The sequence below is a fragment of the Phyllobacterium phragmitis genome, from assembly GCF_002980495.1.
Lineage (GTDB): Bacteria > Pseudomonadota > Alphaproteobacteria > Rhizobiales > Rhizobiaceae > Paramesorhizobium > Paramesorhizobium phragmitis.
On the sequence record NZ_PVBR01000005.1, the window covers coordinates 127,211 to 148,812 of the forward strand.

19 protein-coding genes are annotated in these 21,602 nt (G+C 60.7%); 15 read left to right on the forward strand and 4 right to left on the reverse strand.

Annotation, left to right across the window (positions count from 1 at the left end; genetic code table 11):
* Window positions 1-33 precede the first annotated feature (33 nt).
* Window positions 34-711: a GntR family transcriptional regulator gene (locus C5748_RS08480; protein ID WP_105741503.1), complete on the reverse strand. Its 678-nt coding sequence runs from the start codon at window positions 709-711 to the stop codon at window positions 34-36.
* Window positions 712-810: 99 nt separating this feature from the next.
* On the opposite strand from C5748_RS08480, the gene C5748_RS08485 reads away from it, so the two are divergent.
* From C5748_RS08485 to C5748_RS08540, 12 genes are all read left to right on the forward strand, one after another.
* Window positions 811-1,704, forward strand: a complete 894-nt coding sequence (locus C5748_RS08485) for a dihydrodipicolinate synthase family protein (RefSeq protein WP_105741504.1) — start codon at window positions 811-813, stop codon at window positions 1,702-1,704.
* A 70-nt stretch (window positions 1,705-1,774) separates the two neighbouring features.
* Window positions 1,775-3,034, forward strand: a complete 1,260-nt coding sequence (locus tag C5748_RS08490) for an NAD(P)/FAD-dependent oxidoreductase (protein WP_105741505.1) — start codon at window positions 1,775-1,777, stop codon at window positions 3,032-3,034.
* 12 nt (window positions 3,035-3,046) lie between these two features.
* A complete protein-coding gene (locus C5748_RS08495) occupies window positions 3,047-4,048 on the forward strand; it encodes a 4-hydroxyproline epimerase (RefSeq protein WP_105741506.1) in 1,002 nt (333 codons plus the stop codon).
* Between the two features lie 295 nt (window positions 4,049-4,343).
* Entirely contained in the window at window positions 4,344-5,252 is a 909-nt protein-coding gene (locus C5748_RS08500; RefSeq protein WP_105741507.1) for a branched-chain amino acid ABC transporter permease, read from the forward strand.
* A 2-nt stretch (window positions 5,253-5,254) separates the two neighbouring features.
* Complete coding sequence (livM, locus tag C5748_RS08505; RefSeq protein WP_105741508.1) at window positions 5,255-6,634, forward strand: high-affinity branched-chain amino acid ABC transporter permease LivM; 1,380 nt, start codon at window positions 5,255-5,257, stop codon at window positions 6,632-6,634.
* Window positions 6,635-6,651: 17 nt separating this feature from the next.
* Window positions 6,652-7,716, forward strand: a complete 1,065-nt coding sequence (locus C5748_RS08510) for an ABC transporter ATP-binding protein (RefSeq protein WP_105741691.1) — start codon at window positions 6,652-6,654, stop codon at window positions 7,714-7,716.
* Window positions 7,716-8,447, forward strand: a complete 732-nt coding sequence (locus C5748_RS08515; protein ID WP_105741509.1) for an ABC transporter ATP-binding protein — start codon at window positions 7,716-7,718, stop codon at window positions 8,445-8,447. The genes C5748_RS08510 and C5748_RS08515 overlap by 1 nt, the downstream gene beginning before the upstream one ends.
* A gap of 16 nt (window positions 8,448-8,463) precedes the next feature.
* The gene (locus tag C5748_RS08520; protein ID WP_105741692.1) at window positions 8,464-8,826 is read left to right on the forward strand and encodes a DUF6867 family protein; all 363 of its coding nucleotides are present in this window, start codon (window positions 8,464-8,466) and stop codon (window positions 8,824-8,826) included.
* 191 nt (window positions 8,827-9,017) lie between these two features.
* Window positions 9,018-10,133 carry a branched-chain amino acid ABC transporter substrate-binding protein gene (locus tag C5748_RS08525; RefSeq protein WP_105741510.1) on the forward strand — a complete coding sequence of 372 codons (1,116 nt, stop codon included), beginning with the start codon at window positions 9,018-9,020 and terminating at the stop codon, window positions 10,131-10,133.
* A 314-nt stretch (window positions 10,134-10,447) separates the two neighbouring features.
* Complete coding sequence (gene pyc, locus C5748_RS08530) at window positions 10,448-13,936, forward strand: pyruvate carboxylase (RefSeq protein WP_199194738.1); 3,489 nt, start codon at window positions 10,448-10,450, stop codon at window positions 13,934-13,936.
* A 309-nt stretch (window positions 13,937-14,245) separates the two neighbouring features.
* On the forward strand, window positions 14,246-15,061 hold the full coding sequence (locus C5748_RS08535; protein ID WP_105741693.1) for a DeoR/GlpR family DNA-binding transcription regulator: 816 nt from the start codon (window positions 14,246-14,248) through the stop codon (window positions 15,059-15,061).
* 14 nt (window positions 15,062-15,075) lie between these two features.
* The gene (locus C5748_RS08540; protein ID WP_105741512.1) at window positions 15,076-16,293 is read left to right on the forward strand and encodes an MFS transporter; all 1,218 of its coding nucleotides are present in this window, start codon (window positions 15,076-15,078) and stop codon (window positions 16,291-16,293) included.
* Between the two features lie 6 nt (window positions 16,294-16,299).
* Here the strand turns inward: C5748_RS08540 and C5748_RS08545 are convergent, their stop codons facing one another.
* On the reverse strand, window positions 16,300-17,082 hold the full coding sequence (locus tag C5748_RS08545) for a 3-hydroxybutyrate dehydrogenase (protein WP_105741513.1): 783 nt from the start codon (window positions 17,080-17,082) through the stop codon (window positions 16,300-16,302).
* Window positions 17,083-17,309: 227 nt separating this feature from the next.
* On the opposite strand from C5748_RS08545, the gene ispG reads away from it, so the two are divergent.
* Window positions 17,310-18,581, forward strand: coding sequence for a flavodoxin-dependent (E)-4-hydroxy-3-methylbut-2-enyl-diphosphate synthase (ispG, locus tag C5748_RS08550; RefSeq protein ID WP_105741514.1), 1,272 nt, complete (start codon window positions 17,310-17,312; stop codon window positions 18,579-18,581).
* Between the two features lie 205 nt (window positions 18,582-18,786).
* On the opposite strand, the gene C5748_RS08555 is transcribed toward ispG, so the two are convergent.
* Window positions 18,787-19,707 (reverse strand): polyprenyl synthetase family protein, encoded by a 921-nt coding sequence (locus C5748_RS08555; RefSeq protein WP_105741515.1) that lies wholly within the window; start codon window positions 19,705-19,707, stop codon window positions 18,787-18,789.
* A 217-nt stretch (window positions 19,708-19,924) separates the two neighbouring features.
* Between C5748_RS08555 and mtgA the strand changes: the two genes are divergently transcribed.
* Complete coding sequence (mtgA, locus tag C5748_RS08560) at window positions 19,925-20,653, forward strand: monofunctional biosynthetic peptidoglycan transglycosylase (protein WP_199194739.1); 729 nt, start codon at window positions 19,925-19,927, stop codon at window positions 20,651-20,653.
* A gap of 166 nt (window positions 20,654-20,819) precedes the next feature.
* On the forward strand, window positions 20,820-21,002 hold the full coding sequence (gene rpmF, locus C5748_RS08565; protein WP_105741517.1) for a 50S ribosomal protein L32: 183 nt from the start codon (window positions 20,820-20,822) through the stop codon (window positions 21,000-21,002).
* Window positions 21,003-21,100: 98 nt separating this feature from the next.
* Here the strand turns inward: rpmF and C5748_RS08570 are convergent, their stop codons facing one another.
* Complete coding sequence (locus tag C5748_RS08570; RefSeq protein ID WP_105741518.1) at window positions 21,101-21,532, reverse strand: GlcG/HbpS family heme-binding protein; 432 nt, start codon at window positions 21,530-21,532, stop codon at window positions 21,101-21,103.
* Window positions 21,533-21,602 lie beyond the last annotated feature (70 nt).

Below are 21,602 nucleotides of genomic sequence, written 5' to 3' on the forward strand. Positions count from 1 at the left end.
GGGAAAACCCGGCTTGATTTTCCCCGACCTGTTCTAAGGCGCGAGCGTTCGCAAATGGCGGATGAGATCTGCGGCCATTGCCATGGCCTTTTCCGGAGTGCGGGCGGTAATGGCGTCGATCATGGCAATGTGGGCATCGGTCGATGCTGCGATGCCGTCATCACGCTTCAGGCGGAACCAGAAACGACGGCTATGGGTTTGCAGAGGCGCCGCAAGGCGCGCGGCGAAGACATTGCCTGCGGCTTGCCCGAGGACCGCATCGAGCGCTTTGTCCGCATCGAGGAACTGGCCGACATCATCATCCGCGGCCGCCTTTCGCATGGCATCGGCGGCGGCCTGGAAGCGCTCGTGGTCGCGCGGGCCGGCAAGCCGTGCGGCGTCACGCGCCAGCACCTGCTCGACGCCTTCACGCGCATCGAGCACCTTTGCGAAATCTTTCGGGTCAAGCGGCGTAATGGCGATGCCGGAGCGGGGACGAACCTCCATCAGTCCTTCCCAGGCGAGCCTCTGAATGGCTTCGCGTACCGGTGTGCGGCCCATGCCGGTCAACTCGATCAGCCTGCGTTCGTTGACCACCATATTGGGTTCGAGGACGAGCGTGACGATCAGGCGTTCGAGCGTGCGGTATGCCTGCTCGGCCAGACTTTCGCTTGGCAGGCTTTGCGGCGCGTGCGCTTCGTTCACCAGCTTGGTCAATCGGCTTTCTTCCATGTGCTATTCTTTTCGGATCGGGCCAGATGGATCAGATGATGCTTGACGGTTCCGCACCGTAGAGATATATCACTGATATATCAATAAGGAGATCGCATTATGTGGACGGGCGTCATTCCGGCAGTCACCAGCAAATTCACAGAGAACGATGCGCTGGATCACCAGGAGATGGAGCGTTGCTTCGGGCTCCAGATCGAAGCGGGCGTCGATGGTCTCATCGTTGCGGGATCGCTCGGTGAAGGGCCGATGCTGTCGCATGACGAAAAGCTCGAAATTCTCAAAATCGCGCAGTCGGCCGCGAAGGGAAAGCCGGTGCTGCTGACCATCAACGAGGCTGCGACGCGTGACGGTGCAGCACTCGCCAAGAAGGCCGCCAAAGCCGGGGCCGACGGCCTGATGATCGTGCCGAGCCCGATCTATCATACCAACCCGGAAGAAACCGCGGCGACGCTCAAGGCGGTTGCGGCTGCGGGCGGCCTGCCTGTCATGATCTATTCCAACCGTATGGCCTACCGCGTCGATGTAACGGGCGATATCCTGGCGGAGCTTGCTTCCGACGAGCATTTCGTCGCCATCAAGGAATCCTCCGACGATGTTCGCCGCACGACCGACATCATCAACCAGTTCGGCGATCGTTACGATCTCTTCACCGGCGTCGACAATCTGGCCTTCGAGGCGCTGACCGCCGGTGCCGTCGGCTGGGTCGCCGGTCTGGTCACGGCTTTCCCGCGTGAGACGGTGGCGATCTATCAGCTCATCAAGCAGGGACGTTACGCGGAGGCGCTGACGATCTACCGCTGGTTCCGGCCGCTACTCGACCTCGATGTCTCGACCTATCTCGTGCAGAATATCAAGCTTGCCGAAGTTCATGCGATCGGGACGAACGACCGCGTGCGCATGCCGCGCCAGCCGCTCCAGGGCGGACGGCGCAATGCGGTGGAGAAGATCGTCAAGGACGCGCTGGCCGTTCGTCCGGCGCTTCCCTCGTTCTGATGATCCCAAGCCCTCTTCCATCCGGAAGGGGGCTTCGTGTATCTGCGTATTTTCAGCAGGAAGAAGCAGCATGTCCGGCATCGAAAGCCAGCGCGACCATGAGATCGTCATCATCGGGGCGGGCATCATCGGCATTTCAATCGCTGCCTTTCTTGCCGAGGCGGGCCATGAGGTCCTGGTCGTCGACCGCACCGGTATTTGCGAGGAAACGAGTTCGGGCAATGCCGCCGCGCTCGCCTTTTCCGATATCCTGCCTCTCGCCTCCAAGGGCGTTCTGGCGAAGCTGCCCGGCTGGCTTGTCGATCCTCTCGGACCGTTCACCATCCGCCCCTCCTATCTGCCGAAGCTAGCGCCGTGGCTCTATCGTTTCTGGCGGGCGAGCGGCGCATCGGCGCAGGCGAACAGCTTGCGCGCGCAGACGGCGATGATGCAGCTTGCCGAAGCGGAGATGTTGTCGCTCATTGAGCGTGCCGGCGTCTCGAACATGCTGCGCGAGGATGGCTCGCTCGAGCTTTATGAAAGCGAGGCGGAACTGAAGGCGGCACAGCCCGACTGGGATGCGCGGGAGCGGGCAGACATCGCCTTCTGGCATATTCGCGGCAAGGAACTGGCGGACTATCAGCCGGGACTTTCGCCGCGCTTCGTCGTCGGGGGCTTCGTGCCGGACTGGAAGACGGTGAGCGATCCCAAGCTGCTGGGGCAGGCGCTGTGGGCCCATGCGGAGCGCGCCGGCGCCCGGTTCATCAAGGGCGAAGTTGGATCCGTTTCCGCCTCCGATGGAAGGACAATGGTTCGACTGGCCGATGGCCGCGTATTGTCGGCAGGCAAGCTCGTCGTCGCGGCCGGCGCCTGGTCGCATCAGCTGGCCCGGCAGTTCGGCGACGCCATACCGCTGGAGACCGAACGCGGTTACAACACCACGCTTCCAGTCGATAGCTTCGACCTGAAACGCCAGTTGATTTTCTCCGGCCATGGCTTTGTCGTCACGCCGCTTGAAACCGGCATCCGTGTCGGCGGCGCCGTGGAGTTCGGCGGTCTGCGCCTGCCGCCCAACTATGCCCGGGCGGACGCAATGCTGAAAAAGGCCGAGATGTTCCTGCCGGGGTTGAATGCCAGCGGCGGGCGGCGGTGGATGGGCTACAGGCCGTCGCTGCCGGATTCGCTTCCCGTGATCGGCAGGGCGAAAGACCTGCCGAATGTTTTCTATGCGTTCGGCCATGGCCATCTGGGGCTCACCCAGTCGGCTGCGACCGGCCGCTTGATCCGCGATCTCGTTTCCGGGCAAACTCCGGCGATCGATCTTGCGCCATTCAACCCGCAACGTTTCTGAGGCTGAAAGACAATGGCCAGGCACTCCTTCTTCTGCGTCGATGGGCACACTTGCGGCAATCCCGTAAGGCTGGTGGCGGGTGGCGGACCCAATCTGCAGGGCGCGAATATGATGGAGAAGCGGGCGCACTTCCTGCGCGAATTTGACTGGATCCGCACCGGGCTGATGTTCGAGCCGCGCGGCCATGACATGATGTCCGGCTCGATCCTCTATCCGCCGACCCGGCCCGATTGCGATGTGGCCGTGCTGTTCATCGAGACCTCCGGCTGCCTGCCGATGTGCGGGCATGGGACCATCGGCACCGTGACGATGGCGATCGAGCATGGGCTGGTGACGCCGAAGACGCCGGGTATCCTGCGGCTCGATACGCCGGCCGGACTGGTCGTGGCGGAATATGAGCAGAAGGGGCAATATGTCGAAAGCGTGCGGATCACCAATGTTCCGGCTTTCCTCCATGCGGAAGGGCTGGAGGTCGAATGTCCGGGTTTGGGGTTGTTGCGTGTCGACGTCGCCTATGGCGGGAATTTCTACGCCATCGTCGATCCCCAGGAAAACTATGCCGATATGGCGGATTATCGCGCGCTCGATCTGATCGGATGGAGCCCGGTTCTGCGCCAGCGGCTGAACGAACTCTATACATTCGTCCATCCGGAAAACCCTGATATCAACCGCCTGAGCCATATTCTGTGGACCGGCAAGCCGACACTGCCCGAAGCGCATGGCCGCAATGCGGTCTTCTACGGTGACAAGGCCATCGACCGCTCGCCTTGCGGCACGGGAACCTCGGCGCGCATGGCGCAGCTTGCCGGCAAGGGCATGTTGAAGCCCGGCGATGATTTCGTGCACGAATCGATCATCGGCTCGCTCTTTCATGGCCGCGTTGAAAAAGCAGTCGAGGTGGCGGGGTGTCCGGCGATCATTCCTTCCGTCGCCGGGTGGGCCCGGATGACCGGTTATAATACGATCTTCATCGACGACCGCGATCCGTTCGCGCATGGCTTCGTCGTCGTTTAACGTGGTGTCGCGTATGGGCCATCATCAATGGCTGCCGCTGAGCAATGTCGGCCATGAAATGAGATGGGGAAATTCCCGTTCAGAAAGGGATTGTCGACAAAAACATTTGCATAAGCCTGTGGTTCTAGTGAAAAATCCTTAAAATACGAGCTGCGGCTTATTGGTCCTTCGTCTGATATAAAAACGGTTGCTTTCCGCGGTGCAGCGGTTAGGTGTAAAAAAAGGATCGGGGAAAAAGGGAACCGCCGGAAAAGGCAGGAAATAACGTCCCGATCGTAATAAGGGTGGCTTTTCGATGGAATATTTTATCCAGCAAGTGATCAACGGGCTGACGCTCGGCTCGATCTACGGCTTGATCGCGATCGGCTATACGATGGTGTACGGCATCATCGGCATGATCAATTTCGCGCATGGAGACATTTTCATGCTCGGCGCCTTCATGGCGCTCATCGTCTTTTTGATGCTGACGACATTCATCGGCGGCGTGCCGGTCGTGCTGGCGCTGTTTTTGATGATGATCGTATCCATGTGCCTGACCAGCCTGTGGAGTTGGACCATCGAGCGCGTCGCCTATCGTCCCTTGCGTGGATCGTTCCGCCTGGCGCCGCTCATCACGGCAATCGGCATGTCGATCGCGCTTTCCAATTTCGTGCAGGTGACGCAGGGGCCGCGCAACAAGTCGATCCCGCCGCTGATCAATAGCGGCTATACGATCTACGGCACCAACATCACCATTTCACTGAAGCAGATCGCCGTCATCGTGGTGACGGCCGTGCTGCTGGCCGCCTTCTGGTATCTCGTCAACCGCACATCGCTCGGGCGCGCCCAGCGGGCCTGCGAGCAGGACCGCAAGATGGCGGCGCTGCTCGGCATCAACGTCGACAGGACCGTCTCGCTGACCTTCGTCATGGGCGCCGCGCTTGCGGCAGTCGCGGGCACGCTCTACCTCGTGTATTATGGCGTGATCTCCTTTGCCGATGGGTTCATCCCCGGCGTCAAGGCCTTCACCGCCGCAGTGCTCGGCGGTATCGGCTCGCTTCCCGGCGCCGTCGTCGGCGGGTTGCTCATCGGTCTGATCGAAGCCTTGTGGGCAGCTTATTTCTCCAGTGACTACAAGGATGTGGCGGCGTTCTCCATTCTCGCGATCGTGCTCATCTTTATGCCTTCCGGCATTCTTGGCCGTCCTGAAGTCGAAAAGGTGTAACCATGGCCGAATTGTCAAAACCGCGTCTGGATTCCGTTTTTCCCTCGGCCATCCGCGAAGGCATCATAGCCGGCATGATTGCCTTCGGCCTTTTCGTGCTGATCATCGGCTTCCGCACCGATCAGAACATCAGCAATGAACCCATTCTCACCCAGCGTTGGGGGCTGCTGTTCATCATGGTGGCGATCGCTGCCGTGGGGCGTTTCCTTTTCAAGGCTTTCATTTCGCCCTGGCTGACGGCGCGCATCAGGGCAAGGGAGTCCGCCAAGGTCGTCGAGGCACCGGAGCCTTCCTTCTTCCGGCGCAACTTTTCGCGGCTGGCCATTGTCTTCCTGCTGGTCTACCCGGTTTTCATCGTCTCGATGGTCGGCATGCAGGGGTCGCTGAAATGGGTCGATAATTTCGGCATCCAGATCCTGATCTATGTGATGCTCGCCTGGGGGCTCAATATCGTCGTCGGTCTCGCCGGGTTGCTCGATCTGGGTTATGTCGCCTTCTATGCGGTGGGCGCTTATTCCTATGCGCTGCTTTCGACCTATTTCGGCCTGTCGTTCTGGCTGCTCCTGCCGTTGGCGGGCATTTTTGCGGCGACATGGGGTGTCATCCTCGGGTTTCCGGTCCTGCGCCTGCGCGGTGATTATCTTGCCATCGTGACGCTTGCCTTCGGCGAAATCATCCGTCTCGTCCTCGTCAACTGGACGGCGGTCACCAAGGGCACATTCGGCGTTTCAGGTATCGCCAAGGCAACGCTGTTCGGCATTCCCTTCACCTCCGGCAAGGACGGCTTTGCCGCCATATTCGGCCTGCCGCTCTCGTCCGCCTACTATAAGATATTCCTCTATTATCTGATCCTGTTCCTGGCGCTGCTGACGGCTTGGGTGACGATCCGTCTGCGGCGGATGCCGGTCGGGCGTGCCTGGGAGGCGCTCCGCGAGGACGAGATCGCCTGCCGTTCGCTCGGCATCAATACGACGACGACCAAGCTTACCGCCTTTGCCACGGGCGCCATGTTCGGCGGCTTTGCAGGCTCCTTCTTCGCCGCCCGCCAGGGGTTCGTCAGCCCGGAATCCTTCGTGTTCCTGGAATCCGCCGTCATCCTTGCGATCGTCGTCCTGGGCGGCATGGGTTCGCTCATCGGCATTGCCGTCGCGGCGGTGGTGATGATCGGCGGAACGGAAATCCTGCGCGAGATGCAATTCCTCAAACTCATCTTCGGCCCGAGCTTCACGCCCGAACTCTACCGCATGCTGATCTTTGGCCTGGCGATGGTGACGGTCATGGTCTGGAAGCCGCGCGGCTTCGTGGGAAACCGTGAACCAAGCGCATTCCTGCACAAACGCAAGCTGATCTCCGGGGCCTTCACCAAGGAGGGGCACGGCTGATGTCGACGACGCAAAGCATGTCTGGTCAATCCGAAATGGATCCAATCCTCAAGGTGGAACATCTGTCGATGAAGTTCGGCGGTCTGGTGGCCATCAACGATCTGAACCTGGAGGTAAAGCGCGGCGATATCACCGCGATCATCGGCCCCAATGGCGCGGGCAAGACGACCGTATTCAACTGCATCACGGGCTTCTACAAACCGACAGGCGGGATGCTGACGCTGGCAAGGAAGAACGGCGAGAAATATCTCCTCGAGCGCCTGCCGGATTATCTCATCACCCACAAGGCAAGGGTGGCGCGAACATTCCAGAATATTCGCCTGTTCCCGGGGCTGACACCGCTCGAAAACCTGCTGGTCGCACAACACAATGCGCTGATGAAATCATCGGGCTATACGATCCTTGGGCTTCTCGGCCTGCCGGGCTACAAGCGAGCCTCGGCGGCAGCGACCGAAAAAGCCAGGTTTTGGCTGGAGAAAATCAACCTGATCGATCGGGCAGACGATCCGGCAGGTGATCTGCCCTATGGCGCCCAGCGTCGCCTCGAGATTGCGCGTGCCATGTGCACGGATCCGGAACTGCTTTGTCTCGATGAGCCCGCCGCCGGCCTCAATCCCCGTGAATCGGCGCAGCTCAACAAGCTTCTGCTCGATATTCGTGACGAAACCGGTACGTCGGTCCTGCTGATCGAGCATGACATGGCGGTGGTGATGGAGATTTCCGACCATGTGGTGGTGCTCGAATACGGCACGAAGATTTCCGACGGACAGCCGGAAGTGGTCCGCAACGATCCGAAGGTGATCGCGGCTTATCTCGGTGTCGAGGACGAGGAGATCGCCGAATTGATCGAGGAGGTGGACACACCCAGCGTTGCCGATCCGACCGACCTCGCCGTTGCTCATCTGACCAAGGAGGCGGTGGCCGAGATCGCGCAGGAGCAGCCCCCCGCGCAGGCGGGCGGGCCCAAGGCGAAGCCGGCGCGCAAAAAGCCTGCTGCAAAGCCGACGTCATCTCAACCGGCGGGAAAGTCGTCCAGGACGTCTGCCCGTGCGAAGAAGAAGCCTTCCGAGGGGAGCAAGTGATGTCGGAGAAGAATCCGCTTCTCAAGGTGGAGAAGGTCGAGACCTATTACGGCAATATCCGTGCGCTCAAAGGCGTCGACATGACAGTCGATGAAGGCGAGATCGTTGCCCTTATCGGCGCCAACGGCGCCGGCAAATCAACCCTGATGATGACGATTTTCGGCAGCCCGCGTGCTCGCACCGGCAAGATCATCTTTGCAGGCCAGGACATCACGCGGATGCCGACCCATGAGATCGCCAGGTTGCGCATCGCCCAGTCGCCGGAAGGCCGCCGTATCTTCCCGCGCATGAGCGTGCAGGAAAACCTGCAGATGGGCGCGAGCCTCGATAATCTGGCGTTTTTCGACGAGGACGTGCGGCTGATGTTCGATCTCTTCCCGCGCCTGAAAGAGCGTATAAATCAGCGCGGCGGCACGCTCTCGGGCGGCGAACAGCAGATGCTGGCCATCGCGCGCGCGTTGATGGCGCGTCCCAAACTGCTGCTGCTCGATGAGCCTTCGCTCGGTCTGGCGCCGCTGATCATCAAGCAGATCTTCGAGGCGATCAAGGAGCTCAACCGCACCAAGGGCCTGACCGTCTTCCTGGTCGAGCAGAATGCCTTCGGTGCGCTGAAACTGGCCAACCGTGGCTATGTCATGGTCAATGGCTCCATCACCATGAGCGGTTCCGGAAAAGAACTTCTCGCCAATCCGGAAGTGCGCGCCGCCTATCTCGAAGGTGGGCGGCACTAATTAAGGGGACATGGCCATGCAAGGCATTCTCTACGAGGAACCGTCGTTCTTGCTCTTCCTGTTCGTCACATGCATCCTGGGCGGCTGGGCTGCATGGATGACGGGCCGGGCCTGCGCCCAGACATGGCGCACCTATGCCGCCTTCCTGCTTTACATGATCCCGCTCGGCATCGCCGTCCGCTTCATTCACTATGCGCTGTTCGGCGGAAACATGCTGTCGCTGCACTATTACATCGTCGACACCATCGTGCTGATCATCATCGGCACCATCGGATACCGCTATACGCGCACCAATCAGATGGTGCGCCAGTATAGCTGGCTCTACGAAAAGGTTTCTCCGCTCTCGTGGAAGGAAAAGAAAGGTAGCCCGGCCTCCTGAACGTGATCGGTTCCAATAAATAGGGCGTGATGTCACTCTAAAACCGCTTCGCATCTTTCGACATCATGCTTTGACCAATCACGCTGGTCGCAAAATGAATCAGCGTGACAAGCGCCGGGAAATCGGCAAGTGTGTTAACAAGCGATGCAGTTTGCATCGTATGGGGTGAAAGAAGAATGGGAGTTATCCGTATGAAGAAGTCACTATTTTCAGGCGTTGCACTCGCGGCAATGCTTGCTTGCAGCGGCAGTGCCTGGGCCGATGTCATTTTAGGCATTGGAGCGCCGCTGACCGGCGCGAACGCCGTTTACGGCGCGCAGATCCAGAAGGGCGCCGAAGCCGCCATCAAGGAGATCAATGCAGCCGGCGGCATCAATGGCGAGCAGATCAAGATCGTCCTAGGCGATGACGTTTCCGATCCGAAGCAGGGCATTTCGGTGGCCAACAAGTTCGCTGCCGAAGGCGTCAAGTTCGTCATCGGCCACTTCAATTCCGGCGTCTCGATCCCGGCCTCGGATGTCTATGCCGAAAACGGCATTCTCCAGGTCACGCCCGCCTCGACAAATCCCGTCTTCACCGAACGCGACCTGTGGAACACATTCCGCACCTGCGGTCGTGACGACCAGCAAGGCGCCATTGCCGGCAAATACATCGCCGACCATTTCAAGGACGCCAAGATCGCCGTCATTCACGACAAGACGCCTTATGGACAGGGTCTTGCCGATGAAACCAAGAAGGCGCTCAATGAAGCTGACGTCAAGGAAGTGATGTATGAAGGCGTGAATGTCGGCGAGAAGGATTTCTCCGCGATCATCGCCAAGGCGAAGCAGGCAGGCGTCACCGTCATCTACTGGGGTGGCCTGCATACCGAAGCCGGCCTGATCATGCGCCAGCTCGCCGATCAGGGATTGAAGGTCCAGTTCATTTCGGGTGATGGCATCGTGTCCAACGAGCTAGCTTCGATCGCCGGCGATGCCGTTGCCGGAACGCTCAACACCTTCGGTCCCGATCCGCGCGCCAATCCGGCGAATGCCGAATTGGTGAAGAAGTTCCGCGACGCCGGTTTCGAGCCGGAAGCCTATACCCTTTATTCTTACGCCGCGGCCCAGTCGATCGCAGCCGCAGCCGCAGCGGCCGGATCGAACGATCCGCAGGAAGTCGCGGCCGCAATGAAAGAGAAGGGACCGTTCAAGACCGTTCTCGGCGATATCTCCTTTGATGAAAAGGGCGATCCGAAGCTTCCCGGCTACGTAATGTATGAGTGGAAGAAGGGCGACGACGGCAAGTACACCTACGTCCAGCAGTAAGCCGTCTTCAAAGAGATCATGATATGAATGCCCGGCCTTCGCGCCGGGCATTTTGTTTTATGCGCGGCTTTCAACACATCGTTTGCACCGCAGCATTTTGCGCGGTAAGCATTGAAGTCGGGACCAACGGGACCGGTTTTCCGTCTGAACTTACTTATAAGAAACAGGGCGGTCGATCGGCTTCACCGGATCGGAACCGCTCGAAAGATTGCCCGTCCGACAGCGCCTTGCGTCCTTCAGGACACTACACAAGGACGCTGTAAGTTATTGATCTACGCATCGTGCTTTCCGAAAACTGACCGGTTTTCGGGCCGATGCGCCAGCAGCTTGGGAGACCTGCCTTGCCGATCAAGAAGATCCTCGTCGCCAACCGGTCCGAAATCGCCATCCGCGTGTTTCGCGCGGCCAACGAACTCGGCATGAAAACAGTCGCCATATGGGCGGAAGAGGACAAGCTGGCGCTGCATCGCTTCAAGGCGGACGAGAGCTATCAGGTCGGCCGTGGCCCGCATCTCTCGCATGATATGGGACCGATCGAGAGCTATCTCTCCATCGAAGAAATCATCCGCGTCGCCAAGCTCTCCGGCGCCGACGCGATCCATCCGGGCTACGGGCTTTTATCCGAGAGCCCCGAGTTTGCCGACGCCTGTGCGGATAACGGCATCATCTTCATCGGGCCGAAGCCGGAGACCATGCGCCGTCTCGGCAACAAGGTGGCGGCGCGCAATCTGGCGGTCGAGATCGGCGTCCCCGTGGTGCCCGCGACCGAACCGCTTCCCGACGACATGGATGCGGTCAAGGCGATGGCGGAGAAGATCGGCTATCCCGTGATGCTCAAGGCCTCCTGGGGCGGCGGCGGGCGCGGCATGCGCGCTATCTACTCGGCCAATGAGATCGCCAGGGAGGTGACCGAGGCCAAACGCGAGGCGATGGCGGCGTTCGGCAAGGACGAGGTTTATCTGGAAAAGCTGGTCGAGCGCGCCCGCCATGTCGAGGTGCAGATTCTGGGTGACACCCATGGCAATGCCGTGCATCTCTTCGAGCGTGATTGCTCGATCCAGCGGCGCAACCAGAAAGTGGTCGAACGTGCGCCGGCACCCTATCTCGACGACAGCCAGCGCAAGGAGCTGGCCAGCTACGCGCTGAAGATCGCCGCAGCGACGGATTATATCGGCGCGGGGACCATTGAGTTCCTGATGGATGCCGATACCGGCAAATTCTATTTCATCGAGGTCAACCCGCGCATCCAGGTCGAGCATACGGTCACCGAGGAGGTGACGGGCATCGACATCGTCAAGGCGCAGATCCGCATATTGGAAGGGGCTGCCATCGGCACGCCGCAATCCGGTGTGCCGGCGCAGGGCGATATCCGGCTCAACGGCCATGCCCTGCAATGCCGCATCACCACGGAAGATCCCGAGCAGAACTTCATTCCCGATTACGGACGCATCACCGCCTATCGCGGCGCCACCGGTTTCGGCATCAGGCTCGATGGCGGCACCGCCTATTCGGGCGCGGTGATCACCCGCTTCTACGATCCGCTTTTGGAAAAAGTGACGGCCTGGGCGCCGACGGCGGAGGAAACGATCCTGCGCATGCACCGGGCCTTGCGCGAGTTCCGCATCCGCGGCGTGGCGACCAATCTGACCTTTCTCGAAGCGATCATCACGCATCCTGAATTCCGAGAAAATACCTATACGACCAAGTTCATCGACAACACGCCCGAGCTTTTCGAGCATGTGAAGCGGCAGGACCGCGCCACGAAGCTTCTCACCTATCTGGCTGATGTGACGGTCAACGGTCATCCGGAGACGAAGGGCCGTGCGCAGCCGCCTGCCGACGCTGCGGCACCCCTCATTCCCTATGCCGGCGAGACGAAGATCGCGGACGGCACCAAACAGCGGCTCGATGCGCTGGGCCCGCAGAAATTCGCGCAGTGGATGCGTGACGAAAAACGTGTGCTGATCACCGACACGACGATGCGCGACGGGCATCAATCGCTGCTCGCCACGCGGATGCGCAGCTACGACATTGCGCGGATCGCCGGCACTTATGCCCGTGCGCTGCCCGACCTCTTTTCGCTGGAATGCTGGGGTGGCGCCACCTTCGACGTGTCGATGCGGTTCCTGACTGAAGACCCGTGGGAGCGGCTGGCGCTGGTTCGCGAGGCCGCCCCCAATATTCTCCTGCAGATGCTGCTGCGTGGTGCGAATGGCGTCGGCTACAAGAGCTATCCCGACAATGTGGTCAAATATTTCGTGCGCGAAGCGGCGCGTGGCGGCATCGACCTTTTCCGCGTGTTCGACAGCTTGAACTGGGTCGAGAACATGCGCGTCTCGATGGACGCGATTCTCGAGGAGAACAAGCTCTGCGAGGCGGCGATCTGCTATACCGGCGATATCCTCAATGCCGCCCGACCGAAATATGATCTGAATTATTATGTCGGGCTCGCCCAAGAGGTCGAGAAGGCCGGCGCGCATATCATCGCCGTCAAGGATATGGCGGGCCTGCTGAAGCCTGCGGCAGCCAGGATGCTGTTTGGGGCGTTGCGCGAGGCGACCGATCTGCCGATCCATTTCCATACCCATGACACGTCGGGCATTTCGGCGGCCACGGTTCTGGCGGCGGTTGAGGCGGGCGTCGATGCGGTGGACGCGGCGATGGATGCGCTTTCGGGCAATACCTCGCAGCCTTGCCTCGGCTCGATCGTCGAGGCGCTCTCGGGTACGGAGCGCGATCCCGGCCTCGATCCCGTCTGGATCCGCAAGATCTCGTTTTATTGGGAGGCGGTGCGTACGCAATATGCAGCCTTCGAGAGCGATCTGAAGGGTCCCGCATCGGAAGTCTATCTGCATGAAATGCCGGGCGGCCAGTTCACCAATCTGAAGGAGCAGGCGCGGTCGCTGGGACTGGAGGCCCGCTGGCACGAGGTGGCGCAGGCCTATGCCGACGTCAACCGGATGTTCGGCGATATCGTCAAGGTGACGCCGTCGTCGAAGGTGGTGGGCGACATGGCGTTGATGATGGTGAGCCAGGATCTGACGGTCGCCGATGTGGAGAACCCGGAGAAGGACATCGCCTTTCCGGATTCGGTCGTATCGATGATGCGCGGCGATCTCGGCCAACCGCCATCGGGCTGGCCGAAGGCATTGCAGAAGAAAATTCTCAAAGGCGAGAAGCCGTTTACGGTGCGGCCTGGTTCGCTGCTCGAGCCCGCTGATCTCGACAAGGAACGCCAGGAAATCGAGGAGAAACTTGGGCGGAAAATCAGCGACCGGGAATTCGCTTCCTATCTGATGTATCCCAAGGTCTTCACCGATTATGCGATGGCGCAGGAGACCTACGGCCCGACGAGCGTGTTGCCGACGCCGGTCTATTTCTATGGGCTGGCGCAGGAAGAAGAGGTCTTCGTCGACCTGGAACGCGGCAAGACGCTGGTCGTGCGCAATCAGGCCATCGGCGATACTGACGAGAAGGGCATGGTCACCGTGTTCTTCGAATTGAACGGCCAACCGCGGCGCGTCAAGGTGCCGGACCGGGCGCATGGGGCGGCAGGCAACGGGGCGCGGCGCAAGGCGGAGCTTGGAAACGACAATCATGTCGGCGCGCCGATGCCGGGGATCATCTCGACCGTCGCGGTTGCGGCCGGCCAGCCGGTGAAGGCGGGCGACGTGCTCGTTTCCATCGAGGCGATGAAGATGGAAACGGCAATTCATGCGGAGCGGGATGGGACGATCGCCGAGGTGCTGGTGCGCGCCGGTGACCAGATCGATGCGAAGGATCTGCTGGTTGTTTATGGCTGAGGGGGCGGAGCGGTTTCTGTTTTGTATAGCTCGACGTCCCGCATCCCCCTCTGGCTTGCCAGCCATCTCCCCCTCAAGGGGGGAGATTAAGCCTTCATAGCGCTCGCCACCAATCGCCGACGCTCCAGAATAAATGCCGAAGATCGTGTCAGCCAATCTCCCCCCTTGAGGGGGGAGATGCCCGGCAGGGCAGAGGGGGGTATGCCTCGCGATTCCACCAAAACAAGGCCGCTCTATAGATCCACTCCCATCTGAAAAGCCGGGCACAATGGCGCTTGCAAACAATATTTTATGCCGCTATGTACAATCATGCACGTTGATGCACGTTTATGCATGATTGAGGACGATTCCGTGACCACATCCGATTTTCTCGTTCAGGAGCGGCAGGCGCGCATCCGGGAAAAGCTCGCCGCATCGGGCAGGGTGCTGGCGGGGGACCTGGCGGTCGAATTTTCGGTTTCGGAAGACACGATCCGGCGCGACTTGAGGGAAATGGCGGCGGCTGGGCTTTGCCAGCGGGTCTATGGCGGAGCGCTTGCGCCGATACCGCCCACCGCGCCCTTCATGGAGCGGGTGACGGACCAGCCGGAGCGCAAGCGGGCGCTGGCGCGTGCCGCCGCGCGATCCATCGAGCCGGCGATGCTGGTGTTCCTCGACGCGTCTTCGACAAATCTGGCGATTGCCGAGGAAATTTCGGCATCCTTCGGCGTTACGGTCGCAACCAATGCACCGCGCATCGCCACGGCCCTGATGGAAAGTGTCGATGTCATCCTCATTGGCGGCATGGTCGACCGGCGCGTGGGCGGAGCGGTCGGCGGCAAGGCATCGAGCGATGCCGGGCTGCTGCGACCTGACCTGTGCATCCTCGGCGCCTGCGGTGTGGATGCGGAGGCGGGGATCACCGCATTTCAGCTGGAGGATGCCGAATTCAAGCGGATGATCGCCCGGCGCAGTCGTGCTGTCATGACGACGGCGACGGTGAAGAAACTCGGCACCGCCGCGCCGTACGACGTGATTGGAATTGCCGAATGCGAAAGGCTCGTCGTCGAGCATGATGCGGACGGGGAAGCCATCAGGGATATCGTGGCGCTGGGCGTCGAAATTATCAGAGCAGACAAAATATAAGCCGGAGAAAGACAATGGAGTTGCGCGTGGATACGCCGCGAGTGGAAACGGGCCGGTCCGGCTATTTGCCTAGGGAGAGGTTGGCGATATGGCTGCTCTTCCTCATGAATGGTTTCATCGTGGGGAGCTGGGCGCCGAAAATACCTGAATTCGCCGAACGGCTTCACTTGAGCAAGGGTGAACTCGGGCTGATGATCCTCGTCTTCGGCATCGGGTCACTGGTCATGATGCCGGTGGCGGGAATGCAGATCGCCCGGCTCGGTGGGGCGCGCGTCTCCAAGATAACCGCGGTTCTGCTGCTGCCGTCCATTCTTGCGCTGACTTTCACGCAGAGCATACCGGCGGCTGCCGTGGCGCTTTTTCTCTTCGGCGGCTTCGTCGGCGGCATGGATGTCGCCATGAACGCCAATGCGGTCGCGGTCGAGCGAAAGATGCGCCGCGCCATCATGTCGTCCTGCCATGCCTTCTGGAGCCTGGGCGGGCTCATCGGCGCAGGCGTCGGCGGGTATCTCATCGGTCATTTCGGCACGACGGTGCACGCGGTCATTGCGACGGTGATGGCGGTCGCAATCCTTGCCGTCGCATGGCCGATGGTTCATGCTGATCGCCCGGTGCATCATGCCGGTACACCGACCCGTTTCCGCCTGCCTTTGCATCCGCTTCCCTGGCTGGTCGGGTTGATGGCGCTGTTCTCGATGATACCCGAAGGCGCGGTGCTCGACTGGAGCGCGCTCTATCTCATGCAGGATCTGGATGCGCCCGTGAGTATCGCAGGGCTCGGCTTCGCCGCCTTTTCGCTGACCATGGCGATCATGCGCTTCGCGGGCGATCTGGTGCGCGAAAGGCTCGGTGCCATCCTGACGCTCAGATTATGCACGGTGACGGCGATCATCGGCATGCTGGCCGCCAGCTTCGCGCCCGATCCGATCATGGTCATCATCGGCTTCGCGCTCTGCGGGATCGGCATTTCCAACATGGTGCCGATTGCCTTCTCGATCGCCGGCAATCTGCCTGGCATGGCGCCCGGCGTCGGCTTGTCGATCGCCACCACGCTTGGCTATTCCGGCATTCTCTTTGCGCCGTCCAGCATCGGCTTTATCGCCGAGTATACGGGTTTTTCGGCTGTATTCGCCGCCTTGCCCCTGCTTCTGCTTGTCGTGCTGGCACTGTCCGGCCTTGCACGCTATGCCGATGCGAACACGCATGAAGAGGCTGTCCCGCAGGATGCGTGAGACGTATTATTCCGCCGTCCAGCCGCCATCGACCGAAAGTGCCGTGCCGTTGATCTGCGCGGCATTGTCGGTGCACAGGAATGCGGCGAGCGCGCCGATCTGTTCGGTGGTGACGAACTGCTTGGTCGGCTGTTTGTCCAGCATGATTTCGCGGATCACGGTCTCCCGGTCCATGTCGCGGGCCTTCATCTGGTCGGTGATCTGGGTCTCGACGAGCGGCGTCAGGACATAGCCCGGACAGATGGCGTTGCTGGTGATCTTCTCTTCGGCAAGCTCCAGCGCCACCGTCTTGGTGAAGCCGACGATCCCATGTTTGGCCGCCACATAGGCTGATTTGAACGGCGAGGCGCGCAGGCCATGGGCCGATGCGATATTGACGATGCGGCCCCATCCGGCGGCTTTCATCAGGGGAATCGCCGCGGCAACTGTGTGGAAGGCGGAGGTGAGATTGATGGCGATGATCGCATCCCATTTCTCTGTCGGAAATTCCTCGACGGCTGCTACATGCTGGATGCCGGCATTGTTGACGAGGATATCGACGCCGCCGAAAGTCGAAGCGGTATTCGCGACCAGAGCCCGGCATTCATCAGGCTTACTCATGTCGGCCTTGAGATAGATCGCCTTGACGCTATGTTCCTTGCCGATCAGCTCGGCAAGCGCATGATCCTCGTCGCGGTCGGTGAAGGAATTGATCACGATATCGTGGCCGCTTGCAGCCAGCGCGTGCGCGGTGCCGAGGCCGATGCCGGAATTGGAGCCTGTGATAATGGCGGTCTTGCGTGCGGTCATTCCTTCGCCGTCCTCCCTTGCGCCCGGTTCGACGCGACATTTTCAACGTGCGCCAGGCAATCCTGGCACGGGGCATGATAGGGGCATAATGCGAGGGCGACAGCCTCTCGGCAAGATGCTAAACCTCGAATATAAAATCGCCATGAAGGGATGATGATTGACCGGGAGTTGACAGATCGCCTCGTCTCCTCCACCTCAAGACATGCCCCATCGACGAATGCAGCAAAATGGCAACTGAGACACCTAGCTATTTCTCTCATCCCTTCGATCGCCGCTCATCGGTAGGCGTCGATGTCGGCGGCGTCATGGTTGGCGGCGGCGCGCCCGTGGTCGTGCAGTCGATGACCAATACGGACACCGCCGATGTGGATGCGACGGTGGCGCAGGTGGCGGCGCTGCATCGCGCAGGCTCGGAGATCGTGCGCATCACCGTCGACCGCGACGAATCGGCTGCGGCGGTGCCGAAGATCCGCGAGCGGCTGGACAGGCTGGGGCATGACGTGCCGCTGGTCGGCGATTTCCATTATATCGGCCACAAGCTGCTGGCAGACCATCCGGCCTGCGCCGAGGCTTTGGCGAAATACCGCATCAACCCGGGCAATGTCGGCTTCAAGGATAGACGAGACAAGCAGTTCGCCGATATCGTCGAGATGGCGATCCGCAACGACAAGCCGGTGCGGATCGGCGTCAACTGGGGTTCGCTCGACCAGGAACTGCTGACGGTGCTGATGGACCGCAACCAGGCAGAAGGCTTCAAGCTGACGGCGCAGCAGGTGATGCGCGAGGCGATCGTGCAATCGGCGCTGATTTCGGCGACGCTTGCGGAAGAAATCGGCCTGCCGCGCTCCAAGATCATCCTTTCGGCGAAGGTCAGCCAGGTGCAGGATCTGATCGCCGTCTATACGGAACTGGCGAAGCGTTCGGATCATGCGTTGCATCTCGGCCTGACGGAGGCCGGCATGGGCACCAAGGGCGTGGTGGCGTCATCGGCTGCGATGGGCATTCTGCTGCAACAGGGGATCGGCGACACGATCCGCATTTCGCTGACGCCGGAGCCGGGCGGCGACCGCACGCGCGAGGTGCAGGTGTCGCAGGAACTGCTTCAGACCATGGGGTTCCGGCAGTTCGTGCCTGTTGTCGCCGCCTGCCCGGGCTGCGGGCGCACCACCTCGACTGTCTTCCAGGAACTGGCGCAGGCGATCCAGAACGATCTGCGCGCCAATATGCCGGTCTGGCGGGAGAAATATCCCGGCGTCGAGGCGCTTCAGGTCGCGGTCATGGGCTGCATCGTCAACGGGCCGGGCGAATCGAAACACGCGGATATCGGCATCTCGCTGCCGGGGACGGGTGAAACGCCATCGGCCCCTGTTTTCATCGACGGCAAGAAGGTCACGACCTTGCGCGGGCCCGGCATTGCCCGGGATTTCCAGAAAATGGTGGCCGATTATATCGAAAACCGCTTCGGGGCCGATCGCAAGGAGCAGGTGTCGGCCGGTTGATCCACTTTCAGGCGGAAGCGGCGGGCTTATCTCATCTGCTGCAGCGGGTGGGTAATCATATTTTTACCGTAGCGGGAGTGGCACCGCTGAGGCATTCCTGTGCCCGGGCCTGTGCTTGTCACAGGAATCCTGCCTCGTCCTCTCCATAGGCCGCAGCGATGCAGAATGGCTCAAGGCCGAGGAAGCCATCAAAATGGGAGCTTATCTAACTCTGCCGGTCGGCGATGAAGCGGGCTGCGTGCTTCAGGAGCGTTGCGTCGGCACCGAAGGGTTCGAGCAGCGTTTCGGCCTGCTCGACGAGGCCGTGCAACTGTTTCTTCGTCCATGCCACGCCATGCAGCGAAACCAGCGTCGCCTTGCCCGCGGCAGCATCCTTGCCCGTCGCCTTGCCCATGCTCGTCGCATCGGCCGTCACATCGAGGAGATCGTCGGCAAGCTGGAATGCAAGGCCGATGGCCGCGCCATATTCGGCCAGACGCTCGCGGTCTTCCGGCGTGGCATTGCCGATAATGGCGCCGGCCTCGCAGGCAAAACGGATGAGCGCGCCGGTTTTCATCGCCTGCAGGATGATGATGCCTGCTTCATCCGGCTTGCGTCTTTCGGCGGCGAGGTCGAGGATCTGTCCGCCCGCCATGCCGCCATGCCCGGCAGCACGGGCAAGTGCGGCGACGAGCTTTGCCCGCGTCGAGGGCGGGAGCTCCGTCTCTTCGCTGGCGACGATTTCAAATGCGTAGGTGAGCAGGCTGTCGCCTGCCAGAATGGCTGCCGCCTCGTCGAAAGCCCTGTGCACGGTGGGTTGGCCGCGCCTGAGGTCATCATTGTCCATGGCCGGCAGATCGTCATGCACCAGCGAATAGCAGTGGATGCACTCCAGTGCCGCTGCGACGCGCAGCGCCGGCTCCTTGTCGGCGGAGAAAAGTGCTGAACTTTCCATCACCAGAAAGGGGCGGAGCCTCTTGCCGCCATTGAGAACGCCATGGCGCATCGCCGCCATGAGACGCTCCGGCCGGACGATTTCGCCATTGCGCACGCGATCGTCGAGGAGCTTCTCCAGCGCCACTTCCACGGAACGGGCGCGTATCGCCAGAGCGGTTTCGAAATCGGGGCGCAGAACATCGGTTGCCATGAATTGGGCATGGACGAAAGGCGTGCGCCGGTCAACAGGTCGGTGATTGCGCGTGAAGCTTTTTCACGGAACTGTATTATGAGCGTATAAGTTCCGCCGTTTCCGGCCCGGATGAGGGGAGATCTGCCGGGATAATGCGAGCTTGTCCAAAGCAACGGGTTCAATCTTCGCCAGGAATGCTTTATGTCGAAGACTGTTTGGCAAGCGGGCAGAACACGTGGCAAAAATTGTGGTCAGAAACAGGAATGGCAGAGGCTATCTGGCTGATCCAATGCACTCGCGGCTTCTCCGCAAAGTGATACGGATAATCGTCATCCTCGCCTTGATGCCGATCCTTCTGCTTTTTGTCTATCTGATCCCCTTCGTCCATCCTGTCTCGACATTGATGCTGAAGGATGTGGTGACGCTCAACGGGTATGATCGGCGCTGGATGCCCATCGAGCGGATTTCGCCCGCCCTGGTCAATTCTGTGATGGTGTCGGAGGACGGCCAGTTCTGCAGCCATTCGGGCATCGACTGGCGCCAGATCAATGCGGTGATCACCGACGCGGTGGACGGCGAAAGGATGCGCGGCGCTTCGACGATCACCATGCAGACGGTGAAGAACCTTTTTCTCTGGAATGGTCGTTCATTCGTCCGCAAGGCGCTCGAACTGCCGCTTTCCGTGGCTACCGATGCGATATTGCCGAAATGGCGTATCATGGAAATCTACCTGAACATCGCCGAATGGGGTCCGGGGATCTATGGCGTGGAAGCCGCCGCCCAGCATCATTTCGGGCGCTCGGCTTCGCAGCTTTCGTCGCGGCAGGCGGCTTATCTCGCGGTGACGCTGCCCAATCCGATCCTGCGCAATCCGGCAAAGCCGGGACGCGGAATGCAGCGCGTGGCGCGTGTCGTCGAAGCGCGGGCGCGGCGATCCGGGGCCTATGTCGGTTGCTTGCAATAAAAACGGCGCGATCCGGCGGAACCTTGCCAAAAAAAATACCGATTACGCTGGTCAAACACCCTGGTTGCGTGTATAGGCACGCGGACTTTCCGGAATTTTGTCCGACGTGACAGGCTCTACCGGAGCCGGGCCGGACCCTTGTTGACTGATCAGTGGAGCAGAATCCATGGCTGTACCTAAACGTAAAACTTCTCCGTCGAAGCGCGGCATGCGGCGTTCCGCCGATGCGCTGAAGGCGCCGACCTATGTCGAAGACAAGAACTCGGGCGAGTTGCGCCGTCCGCATCATATCGACCTGAAGACCGGCATGTATCGTGGCCGTCAGGTTCTGATGTCGAAGGAAGGCTGAGGCCTTCCGACGTAGCTCAGTATCGAGAATACAAAAAGACCGGCCCGAAGGCCGGTCTTTTTGTTTGCGTCATCGCATATTCCTCGAGTTGCCCCCGTTCAGCCGGCGTCGGCGACGAACCCCGCTGTTTCGATGCCCGCGACAGCGGCGGCCTCGTCATTGTCGGAAGTATCGCCGGAAATCCCCGCCGCGCCCAATATCTCGCCCTTGGCATCCTTGATGAGGACGCCGCCTGGAACCGGCACGACGCGACCGCCTGAAACACCTGAGAGACCTTCGAGGAAATGTGGGCGGTCCTTCGCCTGATTGTGGAGCCAGCGCGAGCCGGTGCCGACGGCGAGAGCGCCGAAAGCCTTGCCCGAGGCAATCTCGAAACGCAGGATAGAGGTTCCGTCCTGCCGCTGGAAGGCTTTCAGATTTCCACCCGCATCGAAGACCGATATGGCAAGCGGCTTCAGCCCCATCTCGCCCGCTTTGGCAAATGCGCCCTTGATGATCTGGTTCGCCTTGTTGAGTGTCAGCCGCGCCATGGGAATCTCCTGAAAAATTTTTACCGCCGCCTTTTTAACGCAGGCAAACGCGAATGCACGGCAAAACAGG

Excerpts from the sequence above, each read along its gene's own strand:
- C5748_RS08480 (WP_105741503.1), bottom strand. The coding sequence starts at position 711 with ATGGAAGAAAGCCGATTGACCAAGCTGGTGAACGAAGCGCACGCGCCG.
- C5748_RS08485 (WP_105741504.1), top strand. The coding sequence starts at position 811 with ATGTGGACGGGCGTCATTCCGGCAGTCACCAGCAAATTCACAGAGAAC.
- C5748_RS08490 (WP_105741505.1), top strand. The coding sequence starts at position 1,775 with ATGTCCGGCATCGAAAGCCAGCGCGACCATGAGATCGTCATCATCGGG.
- C5748_RS08495 (WP_105741506.1), top strand. The coding sequence starts at position 3,047 with ATGGCCAGGCACTCCTTCTTCTGCGTCGATGGGCACACTTGCGGCAAT.
- C5748_RS08500 (WP_105741507.1), top strand. The coding sequence starts at position 4,344 with ATGGAATATTTTATCCAGCAAGTGATCAACGGGCTGACGCTCGGCTCG.
- livM (WP_105741508.1), top strand. The coding sequence starts at position 5,255 with ATGGCCGAATTGTCAAAACCGCGTCTGGATTCCGTTTTTCCCTCGGCC.
- C5748_RS08510 (WP_105741691.1), top strand. The coding sequence starts at position 6,652 with ATGTCTGGTCAATCCGAAATGGATCCAATCCTCAAGGTGGAACATCTG.
- C5748_RS08515 (WP_105741509.1), top strand. The coding sequence starts at position 7,716 with ATGTCGGAGAAGAATCCGCTTCTCAAGGTGGAGAAGGTCGAGACCTAT.
- C5748_RS08520 (WP_105741692.1), top strand. The coding sequence starts at position 8,464 with ATGCAAGGCATTCTCTACGAGGAACCGTCGTTCTTGCTCTTCCTGTTC.
- C5748_RS08525 (WP_105741510.1), top strand. The coding sequence starts at position 9,018 with ATGAAGAAGTCACTATTTTCAGGCGTTGCACTCGCGGCAATGCTTGCT.
- pyc (WP_199194738.1), top strand. The coding sequence starts at position 10,448 with ATGCGCCAGCAGCTTGGGAGACCTGCCTTGCCGATCAAGAAGATCCTC.
- C5748_RS08535 (WP_105741693.1), top strand. The coding sequence starts at position 14,246 with ATGCACGTTGATGCACGTTTATGCATGATTGAGGACGATTCCGTGACC.
- C5748_RS08540 (WP_105741512.1), top strand. The coding sequence starts at position 15,076 with ATGGAGTTGCGCGTGGATACGCCGCGAGTGGAAACGGGCCGGTCCGGC.
- C5748_RS08545 (WP_105741513.1), bottom strand. The coding sequence starts at position 17,082 with ATGACCGCACGCAAGACCGCCATTATCACAGGCTCCAATTCCGGCATC.
- ispG (WP_105741514.1), top strand. The coding sequence starts at position 17,310 with ATGGCAACTGAGACACCTAGCTATTTCTCTCATCCCTTCGATCGCCGC.
- C5748_RS08555 (WP_105741515.1), bottom strand. The coding sequence starts at position 19,707 with ATGGCAACCGATGTTCTGCGCCCCGATTTCGAAACCGCTCTGGCGATA.
- rpmF (WP_105741517.1), top strand. The coding sequence starts at position 20,820 with ATGGCTGTACCTAAACGTAAAACTTCTCCGTCGAAGCGCGGCATGCGG.
- C5748_RS08570 (WP_105741518.1), bottom strand. The coding sequence starts at position 21,532 with ATGGCGCGGCTGACACTCAACAAGGCGAACCAGATCATCAAGGGCGCA.